The sequence below is a fragment of the Pseudomonas sp. xss_2 genome (assembly GCF_043104195.1).
Lineage (GTDB): Bacteria > Pseudomonadota > Gammaproteobacteria > Pseudomonadales > Pseudomonadaceae > Aquipseudomonas > Aquipseudomonas urmiensis.
The window spans coordinates 1-23,079 of the sequence record NZ_JBICKL010000082.1 but is presented as its reverse complement, the minus strand read 5'-3'; the positions used below and the strand labels follow the sequence as shown (position 1 = coordinate 23,079).

The window sequence follows — 23,079 nt, the reverse complement described above, 5'->3', positions numbered from 1 at the left end:
TAGGGCCAGTCGCTCAAGCGAAATCCCCGCGCAGGGTAAAGGCATAGCTGGTATCGACCCCGGAGGCGTCGCCGCGGCTCCAGGACTTTTTCAACAGAAACTCGAAGGTCGGCTCGTAGAGCCCGTCGCGCTTGACCGCACCAGCGAGCACCTCAACGTTGTACCAGCCGTTTTCCAGCTCGATGATCGGCCGATTCGGCATCTGGTAGCGCGCCAGCAGGTCGCCCAAGGTCTTGTTGGTGAAGTGCTGGAGGATTCTCCAGGTGAACAGCATCACTGCACGGTTTTCTACCCGCAGTACATAGCCGCCGCGCCGATGTTGCAAGCGGCTGCCCGCTTCGAGCAGGGCCGGGTTGTCTTCATCGACACTGAAAATGATCGTGTAGGGCAGGTTCTCGATGCCGGCCAGGGGCAGGACCACCCCTTCAAGGACTGCCTGATCGCCGCTGTCGTTGTGGGTGAACTCGTAGGCCAGGTCATCAGGCAAGTCGTTTTCCTGCTTGAAGCGCGCTAGCAGCTGGATGTCACCGAGCAGGAAGTAATCGACCAGGTCGTTGAGCACTTCGTTGAACTCATAGCGCATGGTGTTTTCCTTGTTCTGGATGCGCTGGGGGTCTTGAGACTGTAGCGGAAGGCTGGGCAGGTGTCAGTACCGGCATCCGCGCTGGGAAATTGCCGGTACTGGGGGGGGGGGGGGGGGATGGCTGATTAATGGCGCTGGGCGATCTGGATCAGGTTGCCACAGGTATCGTCGAACACCGCGACGATGACCGGGCCCAGGTCGGTGGGTGGCTGGGTGAACTCGACCCCGGCCTTGCACAAGCGGGTGTACTCGGCGTGGATATCGCGTACGCCGAACGAGGTGGCGGGGATACCGTCTTGCTTGATGGCGGTCTTGTACGCCTTGGCGGCGGGATGGGCGTCGGGTTCGAGCAACAGCTCGACGCCGTTGGGGTCATTGGGGGAGGTAAGGGTGAGCCAGCGGTGGCGGCCCATGGGGATGTCGTGCTTGGGCTCGAAGCCCAGTACGTAGTGGTAGAACGCCAATGCCTTGGCTTGATCGTCGACAAGAATGCTGGTGACCACAATCTTCATGGGGCACTTCCCTCTGTGACGGGTTTTGTTTTTCTTCAAGTAAAGCTGGTATGGCTGAGTTAACCAGGCGCTGCGCTCTCGCAGTAGCCGAAGCCGAAGCCGAAGCCGAAGACGAAGACGAAGACGAAGCCAAGCATTGAGTGCTGCTTTTGTGTTGTTTGTTCTGGCCTCTTCGCGGGCAAGCCCGCTCCCACAGGTACCGCGCGGTTCTTCCAGCTGGCGGTGTGCCTGCGAAGAGGCCGGTATATCCACCACACCTGGCCCTATCGTCAGATAAAGCCAGCCCAGGCGCCGCCACTAACTTCGCGACTTCAGGAGGCCGAGCAGAGGTGTCTGGAGGGCCAGGTGCGCAGCACCCTTCGGCGTAGCCGAAGGCGCGAGATGTAGATTTGCGTAGCAAATCGTAGGCCGCGCGGGCCCGGAAGGCACCGGCGCGAGGGGATCCCGCCACGGGCGGGACTGATGGTGGAGCGCACGGCTTTTGGTTACTTTTGGCCACGACCAAAAGTGACCCGCCGTAAGGGCGGAAAGGTGACTCAGCGTCGCCTTCGCCATTGGATATGCCCAAATTTCTAAAAACCCAAACCCAAACCCAAACCCAAACCCAAACCCCCAATTCGGGGAAACCTACTGGGGAATCCTCCCCAATCCGTTGCACTTCAAACCCCAACCACCTGAAAAACAACAATAATTTTTATGGCATACACCTTGCTCCACCTCCTCGCAGAGTCCCTGTGTCCCCCGGAGGTGCAGCATGATGACCCCGCTCAAACGCTCAGTCCTGACATCACTCGTGCTAGCCCTGTTCGGCTGGCAAGCGACCAGCGAAGCGGCGGTGCAATGCCAGCGCAACCTGGTCGCCAACGTAGTGGCCCTGGACCAGCCCCTGATGTTCAACCGCCTCGGCGCGCAGAACGCCAACGGCATGATGTTCGCCCTGCGCCAGGATGTGGTCGACGAAAACCATATCCCGCTGACCAAGGGCGGCGCGGCCGTGCCTGGCAAGGTCACCCTGCGTCCAGACAAACGCCCACGTCCGATCGTATTGCGCGTCGCCGCCGGTGACTGCCTGACGGTCAACCTGACCAACTTGCTGGCCTACCAGGCCAACCCCAATAAGCACGGCATCGACCACGACGACAACGAAGTCGAGGGCGAGGAAGAGAACGAGAACGAAGCCGGTGAATTGGAAAACGAGGGCGGTGAGCATTTCATCGCCGACGAGCAAGTCACCGACCGTCACGTGGGCTTCCAAGTCAATGGCATGCAGGCAGTCAACGGTATCAGCGATATTGCCGCCAACACCGGGCGCAATGGCAATTTCCTGGTCGCCCCCGGTGGCACCCGCAGCTATACCCTGTACGCCGAGCGCGAAGGCGCCTTCGCCGCCACCAGCCAGGGCGCTACGTTTGGCGGCCAGGGTGGTGCTGGCAACGTCGCCAATGGCCTGTTCGGCCAAGTGGTGGTAGTGCCTAAAGGCGGCCGTACCTACCGCAACACCCTGACCGAAGAGGAGATGCGCCTGGCCAGCACTGGCCGTGCACCCACCGGTCAACCGGTGCTCGACTACGAAGCACGTTACCCGCAAGTGGAACCCTGGATCAGCGAGGGCAAGGCTGGCAAGCCGATCATCGCCATGATCGACGGCAGCGAGATCCTCAGCAGCGAGACCGACGCCATCGTCATGGGCCCCAACCCTGACGGCAGCTTCCCGCGCTCGACCTATCCACTGGAAAGCATCAACAAACGTAACCCGGCACTGCCTAACCGGCTGGAAGCGTTCCGCGACTTCGGCTCGCAGTTCGCCGACGAAGTGGCCGGCACCCAGGCATTCCCTGGCTATTGGGCCGACCCGATCATGGGCCATGTGCTGGAACCGACGCGTGACTCGTTCATGATCAACTATGGCTCAGGCGGCATGGGCGCTGAGGTGGTGGCCAACCGCCTGGGCGTTGGCCCGATGCATGACTGCCTGTCCTGCGCCTACGAGGAGTTCTTCCTCAGTGCCCACACCGTGGGCGATATCGGCACCTTGGTCGATGTCCCGGCCAACGTTGGCCTGGAGCACATTCGCCCAGGTGAAACACCGCCGGCCAATGCCGTTGGGGTCAAGGCCAGCATGGCCCTGTACCCGTCGGAGCCGGCCAACGTGCACCACAGCTATATCGGTGACTTCACCAAGTTTCGCAACACCCACAACGGCCATGAACAGCACATCTTCCACCTGCATGGCCATCAGTGGCTGTTCAACCCCAACGACGATAACTCCGACTACATCGATGCCCAGGGCATTGGCCCAGGCATCGGCTACACCTACGAGATCGCCAACGGCGGTTCGGGCAACCGCAACCGGGTAGCGGGCGATGCTATCTACCACTGCCACTTCTACCCGCACTTTGCCCAAGGCATGTGGGCCATGTGGCGGGTACACGATGTGTTCGAAGAAGGCACCCGCCTGGAAGTCAGCGGCGAGGCGCAGAACGGCTACCACAGCACGCCGTTTGCCCTGCGCAGTGGCAAGCCAGCAGCGGGCGCCCGGGCTTTGCCGGATGGCGAGATCATTGCTGGTACGCCGATTCCGGCCATCGTGCCGCTGCCTGGTAAAGCGATGGCGCCGATGCCCGGCAAGGTGGTAGTGGTGCCCAAGCTGGCTGAACAGCTGGTCGCCGAACATGAAGAGGAGGAAGAGGACGAGGGCGACGACGACCATGGCCATCATGGCAATGATGACGGCGCCCCGCGGGCCATCGGCTCGCTGGCCCTGGTCGATCGTAGCGAAAGCAACCGCAACGCCGACGGCAGCCTGAAAAACCCTGGCTATCCGTTCTGGATCGGCGGCATGGAAAGCAGCGTCGGCCAACGTCCACCGACGCCACCACTGGACATGCTCGACCCTGTCCTGGCGCAACAGCTCAAGAACAGCGGTAACGCCCTGTGGGCCAACCTTGATGCCGGTCAGGTCGATGGCTGGGATGGGGGCCTGGGCCGGCACGCGCTGGATGGCATTTCCGCTGGCGGCGAAGCGGTGTCGACCACCACCAAGCTGGACTTCTCCAAGGTGGTGCACAAAGCCAAGCCGATCTACATGCCCGAGGAGGGCACCGACGTCGAGCAGGCCGCCATGCAGTTCCACGCCAAGGCCGAGCACGCCAGCTACGCGTTGATCCCAGGCAGCCAGCCGGTGGCGCGCAACTTCCGCACCAACGGCGCCTTGCCCACTGCTGGGGCACCGTTCTATGAACCGTGCATGGATGACCGGGGCAAGCGCCTGACGCAAGCTTCCGGCGCGGGTGAGTTCTTCAGCGGCGAGAGCCTGACTGGCTTGAACTTCCGCGGTGCCTCGACCTTCACCGCCGACCGTCCGCGGATCTACAAAGGCGCCAACATCCAGTTCGACGCGGTATACAACAAGGTCGGCTACCACTTCCCGCAGGCGCGCATCCTGGCCCTGTGGGAAGACGCCTGGCCGGTGATTACCAAGCAGCGCCCACCAGAGCCACTGGTGATGCGCATGAACACCTTCGACTGCACCATGTACACCCACACCAACCTGATCCCGTCGTTCTATGAGATGGACGACTACCAGGTGCGCACCCCAACCGACGTGATCGGCCAGCACATCCACCTGCCCAAGTGGGACCTGACCGCCGCCGACGGCTCGGCCAACGGCTGGAACTACGAAGACGGCATTCTCTCGCCCGGCAGTGTGGTCGAGCGCATCCAGGCCATCCGCAGCTTCAATGGTTGCAGCGAAGGCGATGCCCGTGATGGCAGCGCCGCTTGCCCGAAAGCCAAGCAGCACCCGTACTTCGGCCGCTTCGGCAGGGCAGACTGGCTCGGTGCGCGCACCGCCATGCAGCGTTGGTTCGCCGACCCGTTGATCAACGTGCATAACGTCGATCGCGGCCTGGGCACCATCTTCACCCACGACCACCTTGGCCCATCGACCCACCAGCAACTGGGCCTGTATGCCACTGTGCTGGCCGAACCTGCCGGCTCGACCTGGTACCACGCCGAGACCGGCGAGAAGCTCTACAACCCGGCGATTCGCCAGGACGGTGGGCCGACCTCGTGGCAAGCGGTGATCCAGACCGGCGATCACGACGGCGACGGGCGTAACGACAGCTATCGCGAGTTCTTCCTTGAGTACAGCGACTTCCAACATGCCTATGAAGCCGGCGTGTATGTTGGCGCCGGCCCCGATGGCGTGCCCAATGGCCAGGCGTATCCGGCCACCAGTGACAGCTTCCGCTACGCCATCAACCCACCGGTGCGCCAAGCAGCCTCCAACCTGCTCGAGTCGGTGGTCGAGTCGCGCGGCGGCCTGAGCCCAGGTTGCCCAAGCCGGCCGTGCCCGCAAGCGATCTCGGTGGATGACCCTGGCATGTTCGTCGTCAACTACCGCAACGAGCCGCTGGCCCTGCGCGTGTTCGACCCGAACAAGGTCGGCCCGGATGGCAAGCGCGGCATGCAGGCCGATGGCCTGGCGGGAGACCTGAGCTATGCCTTGCAGACCCGTACCGACCGCGCCATCCCGGCGATGAACCTGGCGCCCTCGGCGATCACCTCGGCGCTCGGCCCAACCGGCGGCACCACGCTGTTCCCGCCGCACATCAACAAGGGCAGCGAGCCAGGCGACCCGTTCACCCCGCTGCTGCGTACCTACTCGGGCGACAACGTGCGCCTGCGCATGCACGCCGGCGGTCATGAAGAGGAGCACAACGTCACCTTGCACGGGGTCAAATGGCTGCAAAACGGTTCGGGCTTCGGCAACAGCTCCAACTCGGGCTGGAAAGCTTCGCAGATGATCGGTATCTCCGAGCAGCTCGGTTTCATGGCGCCGGTGTCGATGATCTCCAGCTCCGCAGCCACCAACGGTGACTACCTGTACTCGCTCGACGCGGCCCTGGAGGGCTACTGGAACGGCATCTGGGGCCTCATGCGCAACTACACCGCGCAGCGCGCCGACCTGTTCCCGTTGCCGAATAACCCGCAGCCGGTGGCCATGCGCAACACCGTGGCGTTCGACGGCATCTGCCCGAGGACTACCGCCAACACCAATGGCGTGGGCAGCAAACCGACGGTCAAACGCAACTATGAGATCGTCGCAGCGCTGGCCAACGACATCCTCGACAACCGTCATGGCGTGAGCATCGCCGACCCGGCGGGTATCGGCCAGCATGTCGGCGGTCCACTCAAGGCCAATGGCGGCACCCTGGTGTTCAACAGCCGCAAGACCAGCATCCCGCAAGTGACGGTAACCGACGAGGAGGACGGTGCCACCTTCACCATCGGCGGTCACAGCGCACCGCTGCATGACCCGACTGCGGTGCTGTATGTGCGCAAGGCCGACCTGGACACCAGCACCGGCAAGCTCAAGGCCGGGGTGCCGGTAGAGCCGCTGGTGCTGCGCGCCAACGCGGGCGACTGCATCAGCATCACCCTGGAAAACCGCCTGCCGCTGATGATGCCGGACCTGCCCAGCACCGCAGTGATGCAGAACGTGGTCAAGCGTGATCGCAACGGTAGCGAAGGCTCCACCGCCTTCAACAACAACCTGATGCGACCTTCCAGCCACGTTGGCCTGCATGCCCAGCTTCTGAGCTACGACATCACCAAGTCCGATGGTGCCAACGTGGGCCTCAACCCGATCCAGACCGTACCCCCGCGTGCGGGTAGCAGCGGCGCCTACCCGAGCAAGGTGTATCAGTACTACGCCGGGCACCTGGAGCGCGAAGGCAAGCCTGTGCTGCAACTGGGCCGTACGGTGGACAACATCAACACCACCGCGATCGAGTTCGGCGGCCTCAACCTGACCCCTTCGGATGTGATCAAGCAGCCGCAGAAGGGCCTGGTCGGTGGCATGAGCATCCTGCCGCAGAGTGCGACCTGGACCGAGGACAACGCCAGCCGCGCCCAGGCCACGGTCAAGGTCAGTGGCCAGCCCGACTACCGCGACTTCGTCACTGTCTGGCAGCGTTCGCTGAACATGCGCTGGGCCGATGGTCGGCCGGTTGAGGGCATCGCCACCGAAGGCAACGGCGTGCCGGGTGACCCGAAAGACAACGGCAACATGGCCATGAACTACAAGACCGAGCCGCTGTGGCTGCGCTTCGGCCTGGCGCCGGACGCACCGTTCGGGCATGCCGATGGCTTTGGCTTCGCCGATGTGCCTAACGCGCACATGGCCTACAGCAATGCCCTGGTCGGTGGCGATCCACAAACCCCAGTGCTCTGGGCCAAGCCTGGGCAACCGGCACGCAGCCACGTGCTGATGCCCAGCGGGGGTAGCCGCGGTATCACCTACCAACTGGACGGGCACCTGTGGCCACTGCACGCCTACCAGGCCGAGAAGAACGACCTCGACGGCTACCCCATGAGCCTGCCGGGCATTGGCTCGGTGCGCTTTGGCTACAACCCGATGTCGATCTACATCGGCGCCCAGGAAAGCGTGCTGCCGGCCGCGCACTTCAGCTTCATGCTGCCAAGCGCCGGCGGTGCCAACGCCATCCCTGGTGACTATCTGTTCCGCGACTACGCCGCCTACGGCAATGCCTCGGGGCTGTGGGGGATCTTGCGGGTGACCAACGAAGCGCCGCCGGCAACCGCCCCGGCGCAATGACAGAAGGGGAGCGCGAGCATGAACAAAAAGACTCGCCCTGCTTACTTGGGGGTACTGCTGGGAGTGGCGCTGATCGGCATGGGGGTGGCCTACGAGAAGCTCTGGTGCGACCCGCGCGAGCTGTTGCAGGAGGCTGCCGACCCGCAGGCCCTGCACCGGCTCAGCCGCGACGGGGTGACCGTGGAGTTCGAAGCCAAGGCCATGGACGGTGGCCAGCTGCGTGAAGGCAGCTTTGCCAACGTGCGCTTCAAGGTCAGCGACCAGAGCAGTGGCCAACCGTTGTCGGGGATGTCACCGGGGGCCTGGCTGGACCCGGCCCAGTCGGCCCCGGCAGGTGACCGCGACAGCAGCTGCAAGGCGCGCGTGGCGCTGTTTCTCAAGAGCAGCATCGGCGCCCGGCCATTGCTGGACCTGAACAGCTACTTTCTCTTGGTGCTGAACAAGGACCCCAGCCTGACGGTGATCGACCCCACCGTGTCGGTGGGCGGGGTCACCAGCACCTTGGCGCGTATCGACCTGCCAGGCCGGCCGATGGATTGGGCGGCCACGGGCGATGACAAGCAGGTGTTCGTGTCCATGCCCGAGCGTGGCCAGGTGGCGGTGATCGACACCGAAACCTTCCGCCGCGTGGCGACCCTGGAGGCCGGCGCCCAGCCGTTGCGGGTTGCCCTGCAGCCCGACCAGCGGCTGCTGTGGGTAGGCAACAACAGTGATGATCCGGCCAAGGGCGGGGTAACCGTGATCGATGTGCACAGCCGTAGCATGCTCAAGTCGTTCGCCACCGGCTCCGGGCATCATGAGATCGCCTTCAGCAGTGATTCGCGCTATGCCTTCGTCACCAATCGCGATGGCGGCACGCTGAGCATCATCGATGCTGCCGAGATGCGCCTGGTGAAAACCCTCGACGTTGGCCCGCACCCGTTGTCGGTGGCCTATTCGCCGCTGTCCCAGGCGGTCTATGTGGCCGATGGCGAGGAGGGAACGGTGCGCGTCATCGACGCACGCAGTCATCAGCTGCGCCACACGGTCAAGGCAGAGCAGGGGCTGGGGCCGATGCGCTTTAGCCACGATGGCCGCTACGGTATCGTGCTCAACACCCTGGAAAGCCAGGCCTTGGTGATCGATGCCAGTACCGACACGCTGATCCACCGCATTGCAGTGGCGGCCGAACCGTACCAGCTGACCTTCACCAAGGGGTATGCCTACGTGCGTGGGCTGTCGTCGCCGAAGGTCAGCATGATCAACCTGGGTAGCCTGGGCGAGGGCCGCCAGCCCATCGTCCAAGGCTTCGAGGCCGGCCCCGCCGCACCGCGCCAGGCCGGTGACTTGCCCTTGGCCCAAGGCCTGTCGGTGGCCCGCGACAACAACTCGGTGTTCGTGGTCAACCCGGTGGACAACACCACCTACTTCTACGCCGAGGGGATGAACGCGCCGATGTCCGGCTACAACAACCGCGGTCATCAGGCGCGGGCGGCGATCGTCATCGACCGCAGCCTGCGCGAGCTGGCCCCAGGTGTGTATGGCTCGACGGTGAAGATGCCGGCGGCGGGCAAGTTCGACGTGGCCTTTCTGCTCAACCAGCCGCAAATCATCCACTGCTTCAGCACCGACATCGCCGTGGCGCCTGAGGCGGCCAAGCGCAACGGCGCTCACGCCGAGTTCATCGGCAATGATCAGCCGGCCTTGCAAAACAGCCCCTTCGTTGCCCGCGTGCGCATCCTCGGTGACGACGGCCAGCCTCGCCTGGGCCTGCGCGACTTGAGCCTGCGCTACTTCCTGGCGCCGTCGTCGCTGCCGCGCAGCTTGCCCCTGACCGAGGTGGGTGAGGGGGTCTACCAAGCCTCGCTGGAGTTGGCCGAAGCCGGTGCCTGGTACCTGCACGTGCAGTCGCCATCACTGGGCCGCACGTTTGCCGAAGAGAACTACACCAGCCTGCGTGTCCTGCCGGCCGCAGCGTCTACCGCTTCCCAAGGGGAGCCCAGGAGTGTGCGATGAACTGCCCAAGCAAACTGCTCGCCCTGAGCCTGCTGCTCGCCAGTAACCTGACCTGGGCGCATGCCGGTCATGATCACAGTGGGCATGCCCCGCAACCGCCAGCGGCGCGCCAGGAAAAGGCCAGCGTCAGCTTTGCCGATGTCGCCCTGCAGGACCAGGACGGCATGCCGGTACGCCTGGAAAAGGACCTGGTTGGCGATCACCTGGTGGTCATGGGCTTTATCTACACCAGCTGCACCACGGTGTGCCCGGTGGTGTCGTCGATCATGTCCAAGGTCCAGGCGCAGATGGGCGGGCGGGTTGGTGAGGAGATCCAGCTGGTGTCGATCAGCGTCGACCCGCAGCGCGACGATGCCAAGCGCCTGGCCAGCTACGCCAAGGCGTTTCAGCAGGGGCCGGGCTGGAGTTGGCTGACCGGCTCACCCTATGCCATCACGCAGACCTTGAAGGGCCTGGGCAGCTTCAGCGCCGACCTGACCCAGCACCCACCGATGATCATCGTCGGTGATGGTCGCAGCGGCCACTGGACTCGCTACTACGGCTTCACCGATCCGGCCGTGCTGGTCGCCGAGATCAACCGCCTCAGCGCCCGCCGTGTGCACGCCAAGAGCACTGCGATCGCCGCAACCCCAGACCCTGCCGCCCAGGAGGCACAACCATGAGCAGTCTCACCAGCCGCCGAAGCGGCATGCGCGGTCTCGACTGGCTGACCCTGATCGGCTGCCTGTGGATCCTCAGCAGCGTTGCCTTGGCCCACGAGGGCCATGCGCCGACAGCCCCCGCGCCGCAACCAGCACCGCCGACGATCAGCAGCGGTGGCGGCACCCGCGATGCCCAGGCCTGGTTCACCGATACCGTGCTCAAGGATCAGAACGGTCGCGAGCTGCGCTTCTACAGCGATGTGCTCAAGGACAAGGTGGTGATGCTCAATGTGATCTTCACCCACTGCAACGACGCCTGCCCGCTGATTACCCGCAAGTTGCGCGAGGTGCGTGAGGCCATGGGCAGCGAACTGGCCAGCCAGGTGACCTTCATCTCGGTCAGCAGTGATCCGCTCAACGATACCCCGGCAGTGCTCAAGGCGTTTGCCGAAAAACAAGGCGTGGATGGCCCTAACTGGCTGTTCCTGACCGGTGACAAGGCCAATGTCGACTTGGTGCTGGGGCGCCTTGGGCAGTTCTTGCCCAGCCCAGAGCAGCACTCAACGCAATTGATCGCTGGCGATGTGGCGAGCAAACGCTGGAGCAAGATCCGCCCCGACGCGCCACCTGCGGCCATCGCCCAGCGCATGCAGTTGCTCACTCAACCACTGGCCGGCCGGTGAGCGCCGTGGGCCGGCTGCTGGCACTGTGGCTGGGGCTGTCGCTGTGCACCACAGCCCTGGCCCTGGACTTGACCGCTCAGGAACAGGCCGGCAAGCGCCTGTACCGTGAGGGCCTTGCCAGTGGCGACGCCCAGGTGGTCGCCCGGGTCGGTGTCAGTGACATGAGCGTGCCGGCCAGCGTGCTGCCCTGTGCCAGTTGTCATGGTAACGATGGCAAGGGCCGCGCCGAAGGCGGTGTGCGTCCGCCAAGCCTGGATTGGCAGCGCCTGAGCGTCGGCGCCGGTGAGCGCCAGGCCAATGGCCGCAGTTACCCGGCCTACGACGCGTCAGGCCTGGCCCGGGCGGTGCAGCAGGGCATCGATCCGGCTGGCAACCGGCTCGATCCGGCGATGCCGCGCTTTGTCTTGAGCCAGGCCGATCAACGCAATCTCACCGCTTATCTCAAGCGCCTGGGCGAGGAGCGTGATCCGGGCGTGGAGGACAGCGTATTGCGCCTGGGCACCTTGTTGCCTGGCTCCGGGCCCTTGGGCGAGGCGGGCAGGGTGGTGCGGGCCGTGCTTAACGACGGGCTGGAGCAGCTCAACCAGCAAGGCGGGATCAATGGCCGGCGTTTGCAACTGGTGGTGCTGGATCCGGGTGCAGACCTGGGCAGCGCCAGCCGCGCCTTGGACCGCTTGCTGGACCAGGAGGGGGTATTCGCCGTGGTTTCGCCGCTGGCGCCGATGCTCGATGAGCGTCTGGCCGCAGCCCTTGAACGGCGTGGCGTGCCGTTGATCGGCAGTACTCCACGCAGCGGCCCCAGCCCGCAGATCTTCGACCCGATGCCGGGGCTGCTGGAACAGTTGCTGAGCCTGGCTGTGCATGCTCGCGACGGCTTGGGCTTGCCTGCCGATGGACTGCGAGTGGTCTACGCCGATGCCGAACAGGCCACGTTGGCCGAACAGTTGCGCCAGCGGCTGCAGCAGGCCGGTTGGAGTGTGCCCGCCGCGCAGGCGTTCACCGGGCAGGCGCCGGACGGCCAGGGGGTGGTGTTCCTCGGCCACGCGCACGCCTTTGGCCAACTGACCCAGGCGCTCAACGCCGCTGGACGAGCGCCGCTGTTGTTCGCTGCCGCCAGCCAGGTCGCCGGGAGCTTGCCGAACCTTGCGCCGCAGTGGTCGCAGCGGGTGTTCCTGGCCTATCCATTCGTCCCCGGCGATTGGACCGAGCAGGGTCGCGCCCGGCTGGCAGGCCTGCATCAGCGCCAGGGCCTGGATGCGCGCCAGGCCTCACTGCAGGTCAACACCCTGTGCGCCTTGCGCCTGCTCAGCGAGGCGCTCAAGCAGATTGGCCGCGATGCCAGCCGCGAACAACTGGTGCGCGCCCTGGAAGGCCTGCATGACATCGACACCGGCCTGACCCCGGCCTTGAGCTTCGGCCCGGGCCGGCGCCAGGGCATGGCCGGGGCTCATGTGGTGGCGGTGGCCCTGCCTGGGCCGCGCTTTGCCGAAGTTGCGCCGTACCGGCCGCTGCCGGACACCCCTTGAACGGAGGTTGCCATGCGTATCGTCTTGCTGTGCCTGTTATTGGGGATCACCCCGATCAGCTGGGCCGACCTTGCCGCCGCGCGGGTCAATGGCGTCGAGATCAGCGTCATGCGCCTGGAGCGCTATTTCAGCGAGTACCTGCAGGCGCAGGGGCGGGCGCTGAGCAGTATCCGCAACCCCAATCTGTACAAGCGCCTGCGCGAGCAGGCCCTGGATGAGCTGATCGACAAGGAGCTGCTCTGGCAGGAGGCGCAGCGGCGCGGCATCGTCGTCAGCGATGAACAGGTTTCGGCGCACATCGGCCAACTGGAACAGGCCTTCGGCAGCCCTGTGGTGTTCGAGCGGCGGCTGGGCGAGGCGGGCTTTAATCGGGCAGAGTTTGCCGACTACACTCGTCACGAAATGGCTGCCCAGCGCGTCTACGCGCAGCTGAGCGCGGTAGCGGCGCCGTCCGAGGCTGACGTCCACGCTTTCTACCAGGCCAATCGAGAAAGACTGCAAGGAGCGCAGAACCAAAGTGATAACACTTCTGTCATACCAGAACAGGGCCTGCAGATGGCCAGGCTCGCGCTCGCCGAACAGCTCAGCGCCCAGGCGCGGCAAACGGTACGCCAACGTTTGCGTGAATCGGCCCACGTCGAGCGCGCAGACTGATACGCTCTGGCATAGATTTCCCCAAGTGTGGGGACATATCTCTGGGCAAAGTGCCATCAAGCTCCCCGCTTGTGGGGAACTGGGTGCTCGGGTGTTTTTCTGGGTATCTGGATGGCTTAGCAAAATCAAAGACTTACAGTGGTGCAACATGACCTTTCATGCCTGGCACGAAGCCTGCTCAAGCCTCTACAAGGCCGCACTTCGCAGACCGGGAAACCGGGTAGTTCTTGGGAGTCGACCTTGGTGAACAGAGTATTGGTAGTCGATGACGAGCAGACCCTCGCGCTGAACTTGCAGGCGTATCTGCAAGCGCAAGGCCTGGAAGTTGATGTTGCCCACGACGGTTTCAGCGGTATTGAGCAGGCTGAGAAGCTCAAACCCGATGTGATCGTGCTGGATTACCGCTTGCCCGACATGGAGGGGTTTCAGGTTCTGGAGACCGTGCGCAGGAACAGGCAGTGCCATTTCGTGCTGATCACCGCCCACCCGACCGCCGAGGTCCGTGAGCGGGCCGCCGAACTCGGCGTCACTCATGTCCTGTTCAAGCCGTTCCCCTTGGTGGAACTGGCCCGCGCAGTCTCCGACCTGACCGGGGTAGAGCGCCAGCGCAGGGCAAGCGACAACCCGGCAGAAGGTTTCGTCGAACGACGCCAGAACAGGAACGATACGTTCCCCATGCAGTTGTTCGATGGAAGCTGGGTACTGGCCGACCGCCGCCGTCATGGCGCACGACCTCCTGGACCTGACGACGACCAACTGCTCACCGGGGAATAGCGGCGCCCGCGGCCACCCCGGTCCCCACCGAGCCAACCTGCGACGCGCCCCTGAGCGGAGTCGCAGGCCATGTCCGATGTACTTGAGCAGAACCCACCCGAGCATCCAGATCCGGCGCTGCAGATCGTCAGCTTCCCCCGTGAACTGCTCGCCCAGGCCCGCCTGGCAGCCGGTGAAGAACGCCTGCTGAACTGCCTGCAACGGCTGTGCAACGATGCCCCGGCCACCTTCACCCAGCGTCTGGCCCACACCCTGCATTACCCGCTTCTGGACAGCCCCAGCCTGTTCGCCTGCACCCCGGTGTTCGAGCGGGTCAGCCTGGCCCAGTGCCTGAAGCACGAGTTCGTACTGGTCCAACAGGCAGGCGAACTGATCGGCGTGTTCGCCGACCCCTTCGATCATGCCCGCCTGGCCTGGATCGACGATAACCTGCAAGGCGCCGCGTTGTACCTGGCTCACGCCGCCGACCTGGCAGCGTTCCTGGCCCGCCACGAAGAAAGCTTCCACGCCGTCGACGCCATGGACCCGGACGGCGAACCCGGCAGCGAGGCCGACCCGCTGCAACGGCTGTCGCTGACCAGCATCAGCGAAGACCAGAGCCGGGTGGTCAAGCTGGTCAACTCGACCCTCTACGATGCCCTCAAGCAACATGCCAGCGACATCCACCTGGGCATGACCGGCCAGGGCCTGACCATCAAGTACCGCATCGACGGCGTGCTCAACGGCGCCGGTAAAGCCAGCGGCAGCGCCTTTGCCGAGCAGGTGATCTCGCGCATCAAGGTCATGGCCGAACTGGACATTGGTGAAAAGCGCGTACCCCAGGACGGCCGCTTCAAGGTGGCGGTGGGCGAGCGGCAGATCGACTTCCGCGTCTCGATCATGCCCAGCATCTTCGGTGAAGACGCGGTGCTGCGGGTGCTCGACAAACAAGACCTGTCGGACAAGGTCAGCGGTGTGCAGCTGCAAGCCCTGGGCTTTCAGGAGCAGACCCTGCGTGCGCTGCGCCGGCTGGCCAGCGAGCCCTACGGGATGATCCTGGTCACCGGCCCCACCGGCAGCGGCAAGACCACCACCCTCTACGCGATGATCAGCGAGATCAACCATGGCGTAGACAAGATCATCACCATCGAAGACCCGGTCGAGTACCAGTTGCCGGGGGTGTTGCAGATTCCAGTCAACGAGAAAAAAGGCCTGACCTTCGCCCGCGGCCTGCGCTCGATCCTGCGCCATGACCCGGACAAGATCCTGGTCGGCGAGATCCGCGACCCCGACACCGCCCAGATCGCCGTGCAGTCGGCGCTCACCGGGCACCTGGTGTTCACCACCATCCACGCCAACAACGTGTTCGATGTGATCGGCCGCTTCAGCCAGATGCAGGTCGACCCCTACAGCTTCGTCTCCGCACTCAACGCTGTGCTCGCCCAGCGCCTGATTCGCCTGGCCTGTCCGCACTGCGCAGTGGCTTGCGAGCCGGACGATGAGCTGCTGGCGGTCTCCGGGCTTAGCCGCGAGGCGGTCAGTGGGTGGCACTTCGTTCGCGGCCAAGGCTGCGGCCAGTGCCGCGGCAGTGGCTATCGCGGCCGCAACGCGATTGCCGAGTTGCTGCACCTGGATGACGACCTGCGCCAGATGATCGTCGAGCGCCGCCCGCTGGCGCAGATCAAGGCATTGGCTTGCCAACGCGGCCTGCGCCTGCTGCGCGCATCCGCCCTGGACCTGGTCCGCGAGGGCCGTACCACGCTTGAGGAGATCAACCGTGTCACATTTATCGCCTGATCGCTATTGCGCCGTACTCGGCGCTGAGGGTGTCGGCCTGGGTCGCTGGCACGCTAACCAACATCAATGGCTGGGCAGCTGCGGCTTTACCTGCGATGCCACGCAACCGGCCTGGGCACCTGCCTTGCAAGCGCTGGACGCGCTGCTCAGCGAGCACGCGCTGCCTGGCGCGCAGCTGCGGGTACTGCTGTCGGCGCGCTACAGCCGCTTCTGCCTGGTGCCCTGGAGCGATGCCATCGGCCACCCCCGCGAACTCGATGCCTACGCCCGGGCATGCTTCGAGAACCTCTACGGGCAGTCGCTGGATGACTGGCGCATCGTCCTCTCGCCCGAAGCTGCCGGCGCTGCGCGGATCGCCACGGCGCTGCCGCAAGCACTGATGCAAGGGCTGCAAGCCTTGGCCAAGGAGCGCCGGCTGGGCCTGCGCTCGGTTCAACCCTACCTGATGGCCGCCTACAACCATTGCAGCGCCCAGCTGGAGCAGGGCGACTTCCTGTTCGTCCTCGCCGAGCCCCGGCGCAGTGTGCTGTTGCTGGCCGCTGGCGGCGCCTGGCAGCAAGTCCTGGCCCAGGGTTGCGCCGACACTGACCAGGCCCTGCAAGCGCTGATCGAACGCACCTGCGAGCTGTACGGCGAGCATCTGCCACGCATCTACCTGCATGCCCCAGGGCGCAGCGATGTACCACAGCTGGCCGCCGTGCAGCTGTGCCAGAGCGCAGGCGACAGCGACCCGCTGTGCGCCATGTGGCGGGCGGTGGCCTGAGATGCGCCGCCTCGATCTGGAATTCCAACCCCGCCGCAGCAGCGCATTGGCCTGGTCGCTGCTGGCCTTGGGCAGCGCAGTGCTGGCGCTGCTGTTGCTGGTGCAGCAGCAGTTGCAGAGCGAGCAAGTCGACCTGGAGGCGCGCGTGCACAACCTTGAGCTCAAGCTTGGCCGCCGACCCGCTACCGCCGCGCCGCTGAGCAGCGCCGCCAGCCGCGAACAGGCCGAGCAACTGGCGCAGATGCGCAACGTCTCGCAGCAGCTGCAACGGCCGTGGGAGCAACTGTTCGCGATGCTCGAAGCGATGCCGCAGGAAGACGTCGCGCTACTGACCATCACCCCGGATGCGCGCAAGGGCCAGGTGCGCATCGCCGCCGAAGCGCGCGACTTGGAAGCGATGCTGCAGTACCACCAGCGCCTGGAACGCAGCGCCGAGCTGCGCGATGTGTCGCTGCTCAACCACGAAGTGGTCGCCGGCCAGCCTGAGCACCCGGTGCGCTTCAACCTTACCGCCACCTGGGAGATCGGCCATGCGCGTCCCTAGCCTGATCCTGCATGAACAGGCGCGCCGCCTCGGTCGCGCTGGCCTCGGCGCGCTGCTGGTCAGTGGCCTTGCCCTGGTGTTCGGTGTGGCCAGCGTACTGCCGCAGTGGCAAGCGGTGCGCGAACTGCGCGCCAACGAAGCCGACGCCAGCGTGCAGGTCCAGCGTTTGCAGCGCGGCGAGCTGAAAATTGCCGTCAAGCCTGAACAGCAGGCGCTGGACACCCTGCGCCAGCAACTGCCAGGCCAACCGCAGGCCAGCGAGCTGATCGAGCGCCTGTACCGCCTGGCCAGTGCCGAGCGCATCAGCCTGGCGCGCGGTGAATACGCCCTGGGCGTCGACCCCAAGACGCAGCTGGCGCGCTACCAGATCGTCCTGCCGGTGCGCGGCAGCTACCCACAGATTCGCGGCTTCCTCCAGGCCCTGCTCGGGCAACTGCCGACCCTGGTGCTCGAAGACCTGGAGCTGCAGCGCAAGCGCATCGGTGACAGCGAACTCAATGGTCGCCTGCGCATGACCCTTTACCTGTCGAGGTCGTCATGAACAGCAAGCGCACGGCGATATGGATTGGCTTTCTTGGCCTGAGCGCGGCGTTGGCCTGGGCGCCTGGGCGCTGGTTTGGCCAGACCCAAGACAGCGTTGAAACCCTGGCCGGGCAAGCCCGCGCCCCCGTTGCCGAGCGGGCAACGGACCGGCGCGTGACGGCGGGCGTGCCCGGCGACAAGGCCGCAGGCAAGCCATCACGCGATCTGTTCCCGGTACAGCGCTGGAGCGCAGCGCAAACCCTGGCCACGGTCACCGAGCAACCGGCGCTGCCCACCCCGGTCGCTGCCGCCGCCCCCACGGCGCCCATGCTGCCGTTCCAGTTCATCGGTCGCATCGGCGATCGCGACGACTTGCAGATCTTTCTGCAGAGCGGCGAAAAGCTCTACGTCGTGCGCCAAGGCGACGTGATTGACGACACCTACCGCCTCGATCACGTCTCGGCCACCGAGCTGAGCCTGGTCTACCTGCCACTGCACCAGCCACAGACCCTGTCTGTCGGGAGCGCACCATGAAGCCTTCGAAGTTGTGCAAGCCTGCTCCATTCCTGCTCCTGGCGCTGTGCGTGGCGATGGCCGGGTGCGGCTCCAGCGCGGTGCGCAAAGACAGCGATGCGCTGTTCAAGGAGGGCCAGTACGAGGCCGGCATCGCTCGCCTGGAAGATGCCCTGCGCGAAGACCCGCGCGACACCGAGCTGAACATCGCCCTGGCCCATGGCCGCCAGGCGGCGGTCGAGGCCTTGCTGACCCAGGCCGACAGTGACCGCAGCCGCCATGATTTTGCCGGCGCCCGCATGGGCTACGGCCGGGTACTGACCTTCGAGCCGAACAACCGCCGCGCCCAGGAAGGCATTCGCCAGATCGAGCTGATGCGCACCCTCGAAGACCGCATCGCCCTGGGCCAGGCCTCGCTGCGCCAGGGCGACCTGTTCGGCGCCGAGCGTATCGTGCGTGACGTGCTGCGCCTGGATCCGCAAAACCAGAAGGGCATCATGCTGCGTAGCGACATCGAGAACGTCCAGGCGCGCACTGCGCAGCCGTTCCCGCAACTGCGCAGCAAGCTGGAACGGCCGGTGACCCTGGAGTTTCGTGACGCTAACCTGAAGACCATCTTCGAGGTCCTGGCCCAGGTCGCCGGGATCAACTTCATCTTCGACAAAGACCTGCGTCCGGAAATGAAAGCCACTATCTTCGTGCGCGATGTGCGCATCGAGGACGCCGTGGCCCTGCTGCTGGAGCAGAACCAGCTGCACCAGAAGATCGTCAACGACAACACCCTGCTGATCTACCCCGACTCGCCGCAAAAGACCAAGGACTACCAGGAACTGGTCATGCGCACCTTCTACCTGACCAGCATCGATGCCAACACCGCGATGAACATGGTCAAGACCATGCTCAAGACGCGCGACGTGTTCGTTGACGAGCGGCTCAATACCCTGACCATGCGCGACACGCCCGACGCCGTGCGCATGGCCGAGAAACTGCTGCAATCGCAGGATCAGTCCAACCCTGAAGTGGTGCTGGAAGTCGAAGTGATGGAAGTGGCCCGCTCGCGGATCCTCGACCTGGGCCTGCAATGGCCGAACACCTTCGGCCTGCTTACCAGTGAAGGTAAATCGGTCAGCGTGCTCGACCAGCTGCGCGGGATCGACTCCAGCCGCATCAGCATCGCCCCGGCGCCGCAAGCCAAGATCAACGCCCAGGACAAAGACATCAACACCCTGGCCAGCCCAGTGATTCGGGTCAGCAACCGCGAGCAGGCGCGCATTCACATCGGCCAGCGGGTGCCGATCATCAGCGCCACGTCGGTGCCCTCGACCCAAGGCCCGGTGATCACCGAGAGCATCACCTACCTGGACGTCGGCTTGAAGCTCGAAGTGCAGCCCACCGTGCACCTGAACAACGAAGTGGCAATCAAAGTGGCGCTGGAAGTGAGCAATGCCACGCCGCTTGAGGCCACCCGCCAAGGCACCATTCCGGTCCAGGTCGACACCCGCAACGCGCAGACCAGCCTGCGCCTGCACGACGGCGAAACCCAGGTACTGGCCGGCCTGGTGCGTAACGACCACAACGCCAGCGGCAACAAGATCCCCGGGCTTGGCGATATACCCGGCCTGGGCCGGCTGTTTGGCAGCAACAAGGACGACATGACCAAGTCCGAGCTGGTCTTGGCGATCACCCCACGGATCGTGCGTAACCTGCCGTACCAGAGCCCCTCGGACATGGAGTTCGCTACTGGCACCGAGTCGAGCCTGCAAGTGCGGCAACTGGCCCAGCCGCTACCGGCCAGCGCCTTGCCTAGTGATACACCGGGCGATGCGCCCGCCGAGGCGCCCTTGGTCAATGGCCAAATGGCCGTGGTCCCAGCCAACCGGACTGTCCAGCCATGAAACGCCAAGCCCGTGGCTTCAGCCTGATCGAGGTGGTGCTGACCCTGGCCCTGCTCGGCATGCTTGCCGCCATGGCCGCACCACTGACCGAGACCGTGGTACGGCGCGGCAAGGAGCAACAGCTGCGCGAAGCGCTGTACCAGATTCGCGATGCCATCGATGCCTACAAGCGTGCGTTCGACGCCGGTTACATCGAAAAGCGCCTCAATGCCAGCGGCTATCCGCCCAACCTGCAAGTGCTGGTCGATGGCGTGCGCGATGTGCGCAGCGCCAAGGGCGCCAAGTTCTACTTCCTGCGGCGCATCCCACATGACCCGCTGTTGGCGGTCAAGGACGACGACCAGGGAGGCTGGGGCCTGCGTGCCTACGACAGCAGCGCCGACAACCCACGCGATGGCGAAGACGTCTTCGACGTGTATTCCAAGGCCCGTGGCAAGGGCCTCAACAGCATCCCCTACGGGCAATGGTGACGGCCATGAAACGCAGCCAAGGCTTCACCCTGATCGAGTTGCTGGTAGTGATGGCGATCATCGCCACCCTGATGACCATCGCCATGCCGCGCTACTTCAACAGCCTGGATGCCTCGCGCGAGGCCACCTTGCGCCAGAGCCTGGCGGTGTTGCGCGAATCGCTCGACCACTACTACGGCGACACCGGCCGCTACCCCGAATCGCTCGAGCAACTGGTCGAGCAGCGCTATCTGCGCAACACCCCAGTCGATCCGATCACCGAGCGCAGCGATGCCTGGCAGCTGGTGCCACCACCAGAGGGCGTGCCCGGCGGCGTGGCGGACATCAAGAGCGGTGCAAGCGGGAGGGCGCGTGATGGCAGCCTCTATGCAGAGTGGTAAGGCCTACGCCGGCTTCACCTACCTGGGCGTGCTGCTGCTGATCGCCATCAGCAGCATGGCCCTGGCCGCTACCGGCACCCTGTGGTCGACCAGCGCCCTGCGTGACCGTGAGCGGCAATTGCTCTGGGTTGGCGGCCAGTACGCCCAGGCCCTGCGCAGCTACTACCGCGCATCACCGGGCCTGGCCCAGTACCCGCAAGATCTCAACGACTTGCTCGAAGACAACCGCTTCCCCACGGCCAAGCGGCATATCCGCAGGTTGTATCCCGACCCGATTGCCGTCGGCGAGGAGTGGGGCCTGCTGCGCTCGATCGACGGGCGCATCACCGGTGTGCACAGCCGCGCCGATGCCGCCCCGCTCAAACGCAGCGGCTTCGATGCCCAATGGTCGGCCTTCGAGGGCCTTGAACACTACAGCGATTGGCAGTTCGTCGCCGAGCAAGCTTTTGCCGAAGGTGGCAACGGCGAGCGTCGGCCCAGCGCCCAGGGAGATGCGCCATGAACCGCAGAACGTTCGTCCTGGCCTTGTGCCTGCTGCTCAACCACGGCGCGGCCAATGCCGGCCCCGAGGACGAGATGATGGGCTTTATCGTCGACAACACCATCTCGCACATCGGCCACGACTTCTACAACGCCTTCACCGAGCGCCTGCGCGCCACCAGCCGCCTGGACTTCAACCTGGTGGTGCGCGAACGCCCGGACGCCCGCTGGGGCAGCCTGGTGACCGTGGAGTTTGAAAGCGACGTGCTGTACCGGCGCTTCCTGCCCCCGAACACCACCCAACTTACCGACGAGGCCGTCGCGGCCGCCGACCTGGTCAAGCAGCAGATCATCCAACGCAAGTTGCAACGCCTGTTGCAGGACACCACCGATCTGGAGAGGGACGAGCTATGAGCAAGCACATTCCACAGCAGCTTCTACGTGGCCTCGCCGCCAGCCTGCTGGCTGGTGTCCTGGCTAGCCAGGCGCAGGCCACCGAGCTGGTCTACACCCCGGTCAACCCAGCGTTCGGTGGCAACCCGTTGAATGGCACCTGGCTGCTCAACAACGCCCAGGCGCAGAACGACTATGACGACCCCGACCTCAAGGATCGCACCTCGTTCGCCGGCACCTCGGCCCTGGAGCGGTTCACCAACCAACTGGAGTCGCGGATGCTTTCGCAGTTGCTCGACAACATCAGCAACGGCAACACCGGCAGCATGTCCACCGACACCTTCCTCATCGACGTCATCGACGATTCCGGGGCCTTGAGCATCAAGGTCACCGATCGGGCGACCGGTGAAGTTTCGATCATCGAGGTCAGCGGCCTGAACCCCTGAGAGGGACGGGACTAGCATTTAGGGGAGAACGACCATGAAACGTCTGCTGAGCACACTGCTGATCCTCGCCACCTTGCAAGGCTGCGGCCTGCGCGAACCGATGCCCGCCGAACAGGACACCGATTCGCCCACCCTGACCCCGCGCGCCTCGACCTACTACGACCTGATCAACATGCCCCGGCCCAAGGGCCGGCTGATGGCGGTGGTCTATGGCTTTCGCGACCAGACCGGGCAATACAAACCGACTCCGGCCAGCTCTTTCTCCACCAGCGTCACCCAGGGCGCGGCCAGCATGCTGATGGACGCCCTGAGCGCCAGTGGCTGGTTCGTGGTGCTGGAGCGCGAAGGCCTGCAAAACCTGTTGACCGAGCGCAAGATCATCCGCGCCTCGCAGAAAAAGCCAGACGTTGCGCCCAACATCCAGAGCGAACTGCCACCGCTGCAGGCCGCCAACCTGATGCTCGAAGGCGGCATCATCGCCTACGACACCAACGTGCGCAGCGGCGGCGAGGGGGCGCGTTACCTGGGCATCGACATCTCCCGTGAGTACCGGGTCGACCAGGTCACGGTCAACCTGCGCGCGGTCGACGTGCGCACCGGCCAGGTGCTGGCCAACGTCATGACCAGCAAGACCATCTACTCGGTTGGCCGCAGCGCCGGGGTGTTCAAGTTCATCGAGTTCAAGAAGTTGCTCGAAGCCGAGGTCGGTTACACCACCAACGAGCCGGCCCAACTGTGTGTGCTCTCGGCGATCGAGGCGGCGGTGGGGCATCTGCTGGCCCAGGGTATCGAGCGGCGGCTGTGGCAGGTCGAAGGCAGCGGCGACAAAGCGACGGTGGACAAGTACCTGAGCCAGTACCAGCAACAGTGAGGTGGCCTTGCCGGCCTCATCGCGGGGCAAGCCCGC

The 23,079-nt window shown here is 64.9% G+C and carries 21 protein-coding genes; 19 read left to right on the top strand and 2 right to left on the bottom strand.

Going from position 1 to position 23,079, the window contains the following annotated elements; translation table 11 throughout:
- Window positions 1-13: 13 nt before the first annotated feature.
- Window positions 14-583: a hypothetical protein gene (locus tag ACF8K2_RS21575; protein WP_186553274.1), complete on the bottom strand. Its 570-nt coding sequence runs from the start codon at window positions 581-583 to the stop codon at window positions 14-16.
- 125 nt (window positions 584-708) lie between these two features.
- Window positions 709-1,095 (bottom strand): VOC family protein, encoded by a 387-nt coding sequence (locus tag ACF8K2_RS21570; RefSeq protein WP_186553273.1) that lies wholly within the window; start codon window positions 1,093-1,095, stop codon window positions 709-711.
- 754 nt (window positions 1,096-1,849) lie between these two features.
- Between ACF8K2_RS21570 and mnxG the strand changes: the two genes are divergently transcribed.
- The 19 genes from mnxG (at window position 1,850) to ACF8K2_RS21475 (ending at window position 23,043) form a co-directional block, all read left to right on the top strand.
- Complete coding sequence (gene mnxG / locus ACF8K2_RS21565; protein WP_392467517.1) at window positions 1,850-7,717, top strand: manganese-oxidizing multicopper oxidase MnxG; 5,868 nt, start codon at window positions 1,850-1,852, stop codon at window positions 7,715-7,717.
- Between the two features lie 18 nt (window positions 7,718-7,735).
- Entirely contained in the window at window positions 7,736-9,712 is a 1,977-nt protein-coding gene (locus ACF8K2_RS21560) for a cytochrome D1 domain-containing protein (protein ID WP_392467515.1), read from the top strand.
- Window positions 9,709-10,374: an SCO family protein gene (locus ACF8K2_RS21555; RefSeq protein WP_264234614.1), complete on the top strand. Its 666-nt coding sequence runs from the start codon at window positions 9,709-9,711 to the stop codon at window positions 10,372-10,374. Before ACF8K2_RS21560 ends, ACF8K2_RS21555 begins: the two co-directional genes overlap by 4 nt.
- Window positions 10,371-11,036, top strand: a complete 666-nt coding sequence (locus ACF8K2_RS21550; protein WP_368972677.1) for an SCO family protein — start codon at window positions 10,371-10,373, stop codon at window positions 11,034-11,036. Before ACF8K2_RS21555 ends, ACF8K2_RS21550 begins: the two co-directional genes overlap by 4 nt.
- 5 nt (window positions 11,037-11,041) lie before the next feature.
- Window positions 11,042-12,562 (top strand): ABC transporter substrate-binding protein, encoded by a 1,521-nt coding sequence (locus tag ACF8K2_RS21545; protein WP_392467512.1) that lies wholly within the window; start codon window positions 11,042-11,044, stop codon window positions 12,560-12,562.
- A 12-nt stretch (window positions 12,563-12,574) separates the two neighbouring features.
- The gene (locus ACF8K2_RS21540; protein WP_392467511.1) at window positions 12,575-13,216 is read left to right on the top strand and encodes a SurA N-terminal domain-containing protein; all 642 of its coding nucleotides are present in this window, start codon (window positions 12,575-12,577) and stop codon (window positions 13,214-13,216) included.
- A gap of 240 nt (window positions 13,217-13,456) precedes the next feature.
- Window positions 13,457-13,990, top strand: coding sequence for a response regulator (locus ACF8K2_RS21535; protein WP_312156050.1), 534 nt, complete (start codon window positions 13,457-13,459; stop codon window positions 13,988-13,990).
- 69 nt (window positions 13,991-14,059) lie between these two features.
- A complete protein-coding gene (locus ACF8K2_RS21530; protein WP_392467508.1) occupies window positions 14,060-15,766 on the top strand; it encodes a GspE/PulE family protein in 1,707 nt (568 codons plus the stop codon).
- On the top strand, window positions 15,747-16,529 hold the full coding sequence (locus ACF8K2_RS21525; protein WP_186553264.1) for a hypothetical protein: 783 nt from the start codon (window positions 15,747-15,749) through the stop codon (window positions 16,527-16,529). The genes ACF8K2_RS21530 and ACF8K2_RS21525 overlap by 20 nt, the downstream gene beginning before the upstream one ends.
- Before the next feature lies 1 nt (window position 16,530).
- A complete protein-coding gene (locus ACF8K2_RS21520) occupies window positions 16,531-17,073 on the top strand; it encodes a pilus assembly protein (RefSeq protein ID WP_186553263.1) in 543 nt (180 codons plus the stop codon).
- Complete coding sequence (gene pilO / locus ACF8K2_RS21515; RefSeq protein ID WP_392467506.1) at window positions 17,060-17,614, top strand: type 4a pilus biogenesis protein PilO; 555 nt, start codon at window positions 17,060-17,062, stop codon at window positions 17,612-17,614. Before ACF8K2_RS21520 ends, pilO begins: the two co-directional genes overlap by 14 nt.
- The gene (locus ACF8K2_RS21510; protein WP_392467504.1) at window positions 17,611-18,129 is read left to right on the top strand and encodes a hypothetical protein; all 519 of its coding nucleotides are present in this window, start codon (window positions 17,611-17,613) and stop codon (window positions 18,127-18,129) included. Before pilO ends, ACF8K2_RS21510 begins: the two co-directional genes overlap by 4 nt.
- Window positions 18,126-20,003 carry a secretin N-terminal domain-containing protein gene (locus ACF8K2_RS21505; RefSeq protein WP_368972672.1) on the top strand — a complete coding sequence of 626 codons (1,878 nt, stop codon included), beginning with the start codon at window positions 18,126-18,128 and terminating at the stop codon, window positions 20,001-20,003. Before ACF8K2_RS21510 ends, ACF8K2_RS21505 begins: the two co-directional genes overlap by 4 nt.
- The gene (locus tag ACF8K2_RS21500) at window positions 20,000-20,473 is read left to right on the top strand and encodes a type II secretion system protein (RefSeq protein WP_264234625.1); all 474 of its coding nucleotides are present in this window, start codon (window positions 20,000-20,002) and stop codon (window positions 20,471-20,473) included. Before ACF8K2_RS21505 ends, ACF8K2_RS21500 begins: the two co-directional genes overlap by 4 nt.
- 5 nt (window positions 20,474-20,478) lie before the next feature.
- Window positions 20,479-20,853 (top strand): type II secretion system protein, encoded by a 375-nt coding sequence (locus ACF8K2_RS21495; protein ID WP_264234626.1) that lies wholly within the window; start codon window positions 20,479-20,481, stop codon window positions 20,851-20,853.
- Window positions 20,828-21,355, top strand: coding sequence for a type II secretion system protein (locus ACF8K2_RS21490; RefSeq protein ID WP_392467500.1), 528 nt, complete (start codon window positions 20,828-20,830; stop codon window positions 21,353-21,355). Before ACF8K2_RS21495 ends, ACF8K2_RS21490 begins: the two co-directional genes overlap by 26 nt.
- On the top strand, window positions 21,352-21,747 hold the full coding sequence (gene csgE, locus ACF8K2_RS21485; RefSeq protein ID WP_186553256.1) for a curli production assembly/transport protein CsgE: 396 nt from the start codon (window positions 21,352-21,354) through the stop codon (window positions 21,745-21,747). Before ACF8K2_RS21490 ends, csgE begins: the two co-directional genes overlap by 4 nt.
- Window positions 21,744-22,172, top strand: coding sequence for a curli assembly protein CsgF (locus tag ACF8K2_RS21480; RefSeq protein WP_186553255.1), 429 nt, complete (start codon window positions 21,744-21,746; stop codon window positions 22,170-22,172). The genes csgE and ACF8K2_RS21480 overlap by 4 nt, the downstream gene beginning before the upstream one ends.
- 34 nt (window positions 22,173-22,206) lie before the next feature.
- On the top strand, window positions 22,207-23,043 hold the full coding sequence (locus ACF8K2_RS21475; protein WP_186553254.1) for a CsgG/HfaB family protein: 837 nt from the start codon (window positions 22,207-22,209) through the stop codon (window positions 23,041-23,043).
- Window positions 23,044-23,079 lie beyond the last annotated feature (36 nt).

Excerpts from the sequence above, each read along its gene's own strand:
- ACF8K2_RS21575 (WP_186553274.1), bottom strand. The coding sequence starts at position 583 with ATGCGCTATGAGTTCAACGAAGTGCTCAACGACCTGGTCGATTACTTC.
- ACF8K2_RS21570 (WP_186553273.1), bottom strand. The coding sequence starts at position 1,095 with ATGAAGATTGTGGTCACCAGCATTCTTGTCGACGATCAAGCCAAGGCA.
- mnxG (WP_392467517.1), top strand. The coding sequence starts at position 1,850 with ATGATGACCCCGCTCAAACGCTCAGTCCTGACATCACTCGTGCTAGCC.
- ACF8K2_RS21560 (WP_392467515.1), top strand. The coding sequence starts at position 7,736 with ATGAACAAAAAGACTCGCCCTGCTTACTTGGGGGTACTGCTGGGAGTG.
- ACF8K2_RS21555 (WP_264234614.1), top strand. The coding sequence starts at position 9,709 with ATGAACTGCCCAAGCAAACTGCTCGCCCTGAGCCTGCTGCTCGCCAGT.
- ACF8K2_RS21550 (WP_368972677.1), top strand. The coding sequence starts at position 10,371 with ATGAGCAGTCTCACCAGCCGCCGAAGCGGCATGCGCGGTCTCGACTGG.
- ACF8K2_RS21540 (WP_392467511.1), top strand. The coding sequence starts at position 12,575 with ATGCGTATCGTCTTGCTGTGCCTGTTATTGGGGATCACCCCGATCAGC.
- ACF8K2_RS21530 (WP_392467508.1), top strand. The coding sequence starts at position 14,060 with ATGTCCGATGTACTTGAGCAGAACCCACCCGAGCATCCAGATCCGGCG.
- ACF8K2_RS21520 (WP_186553263.1), top strand. The coding sequence starts at position 16,531 with ATGCGCCGCCTCGATCTGGAATTCCAACCCCGCCGCAGCAGCGCATTG.
- pilO (WP_392467506.1), top strand. The coding sequence starts at position 17,060 with ATGCGCGTCCCTAGCCTGATCCTGCATGAACAGGCGCGCCGCCTCGGT.
- ACF8K2_RS21510 (WP_392467504.1), top strand. The coding sequence starts at position 17,611 with ATGAACAGCAAGCGCACGGCGATATGGATTGGCTTTCTTGGCCTGAGC.
- ACF8K2_RS21505 (WP_368972672.1), top strand. The coding sequence starts at position 18,126 with ATGAAGCCTTCGAAGTTGTGCAAGCCTGCTCCATTCCTGCTCCTGGCG.
- ACF8K2_RS21500 (WP_264234625.1), top strand. The coding sequence starts at position 20,000 with ATGAAACGCCAAGCCCGTGGCTTCAGCCTGATCGAGGTGGTGCTGACC.
- ACF8K2_RS21495 (WP_264234626.1), top strand. The coding sequence starts at position 20,479 with ATGAAACGCAGCCAAGGCTTCACCCTGATCGAGTTGCTGGTAGTGATG.
- ACF8K2_RS21490 (WP_392467500.1), top strand. The coding sequence starts at position 20,828 with ATGGCAGCCTCTATGCAGAGTGGTAAGGCCTACGCCGGCTTCACCTAC.
- csgE (WP_186553256.1), top strand. The coding sequence starts at position 21,352 with ATGAACCGCAGAACGTTCGTCCTGGCCTTGTGCCTGCTGCTCAACCAC.
- ACF8K2_RS21480 (WP_186553255.1), top strand. The coding sequence starts at position 21,744 with ATGAGCAAGCACATTCCACAGCAGCTTCTACGTGGCCTCGCCGCCAGC.
- ACF8K2_RS21475 (WP_186553254.1), top strand. The coding sequence starts at position 22,207 with ATGAAACGTCTGCTGAGCACACTGCTGATCCTCGCCACCTTGCAAGGC.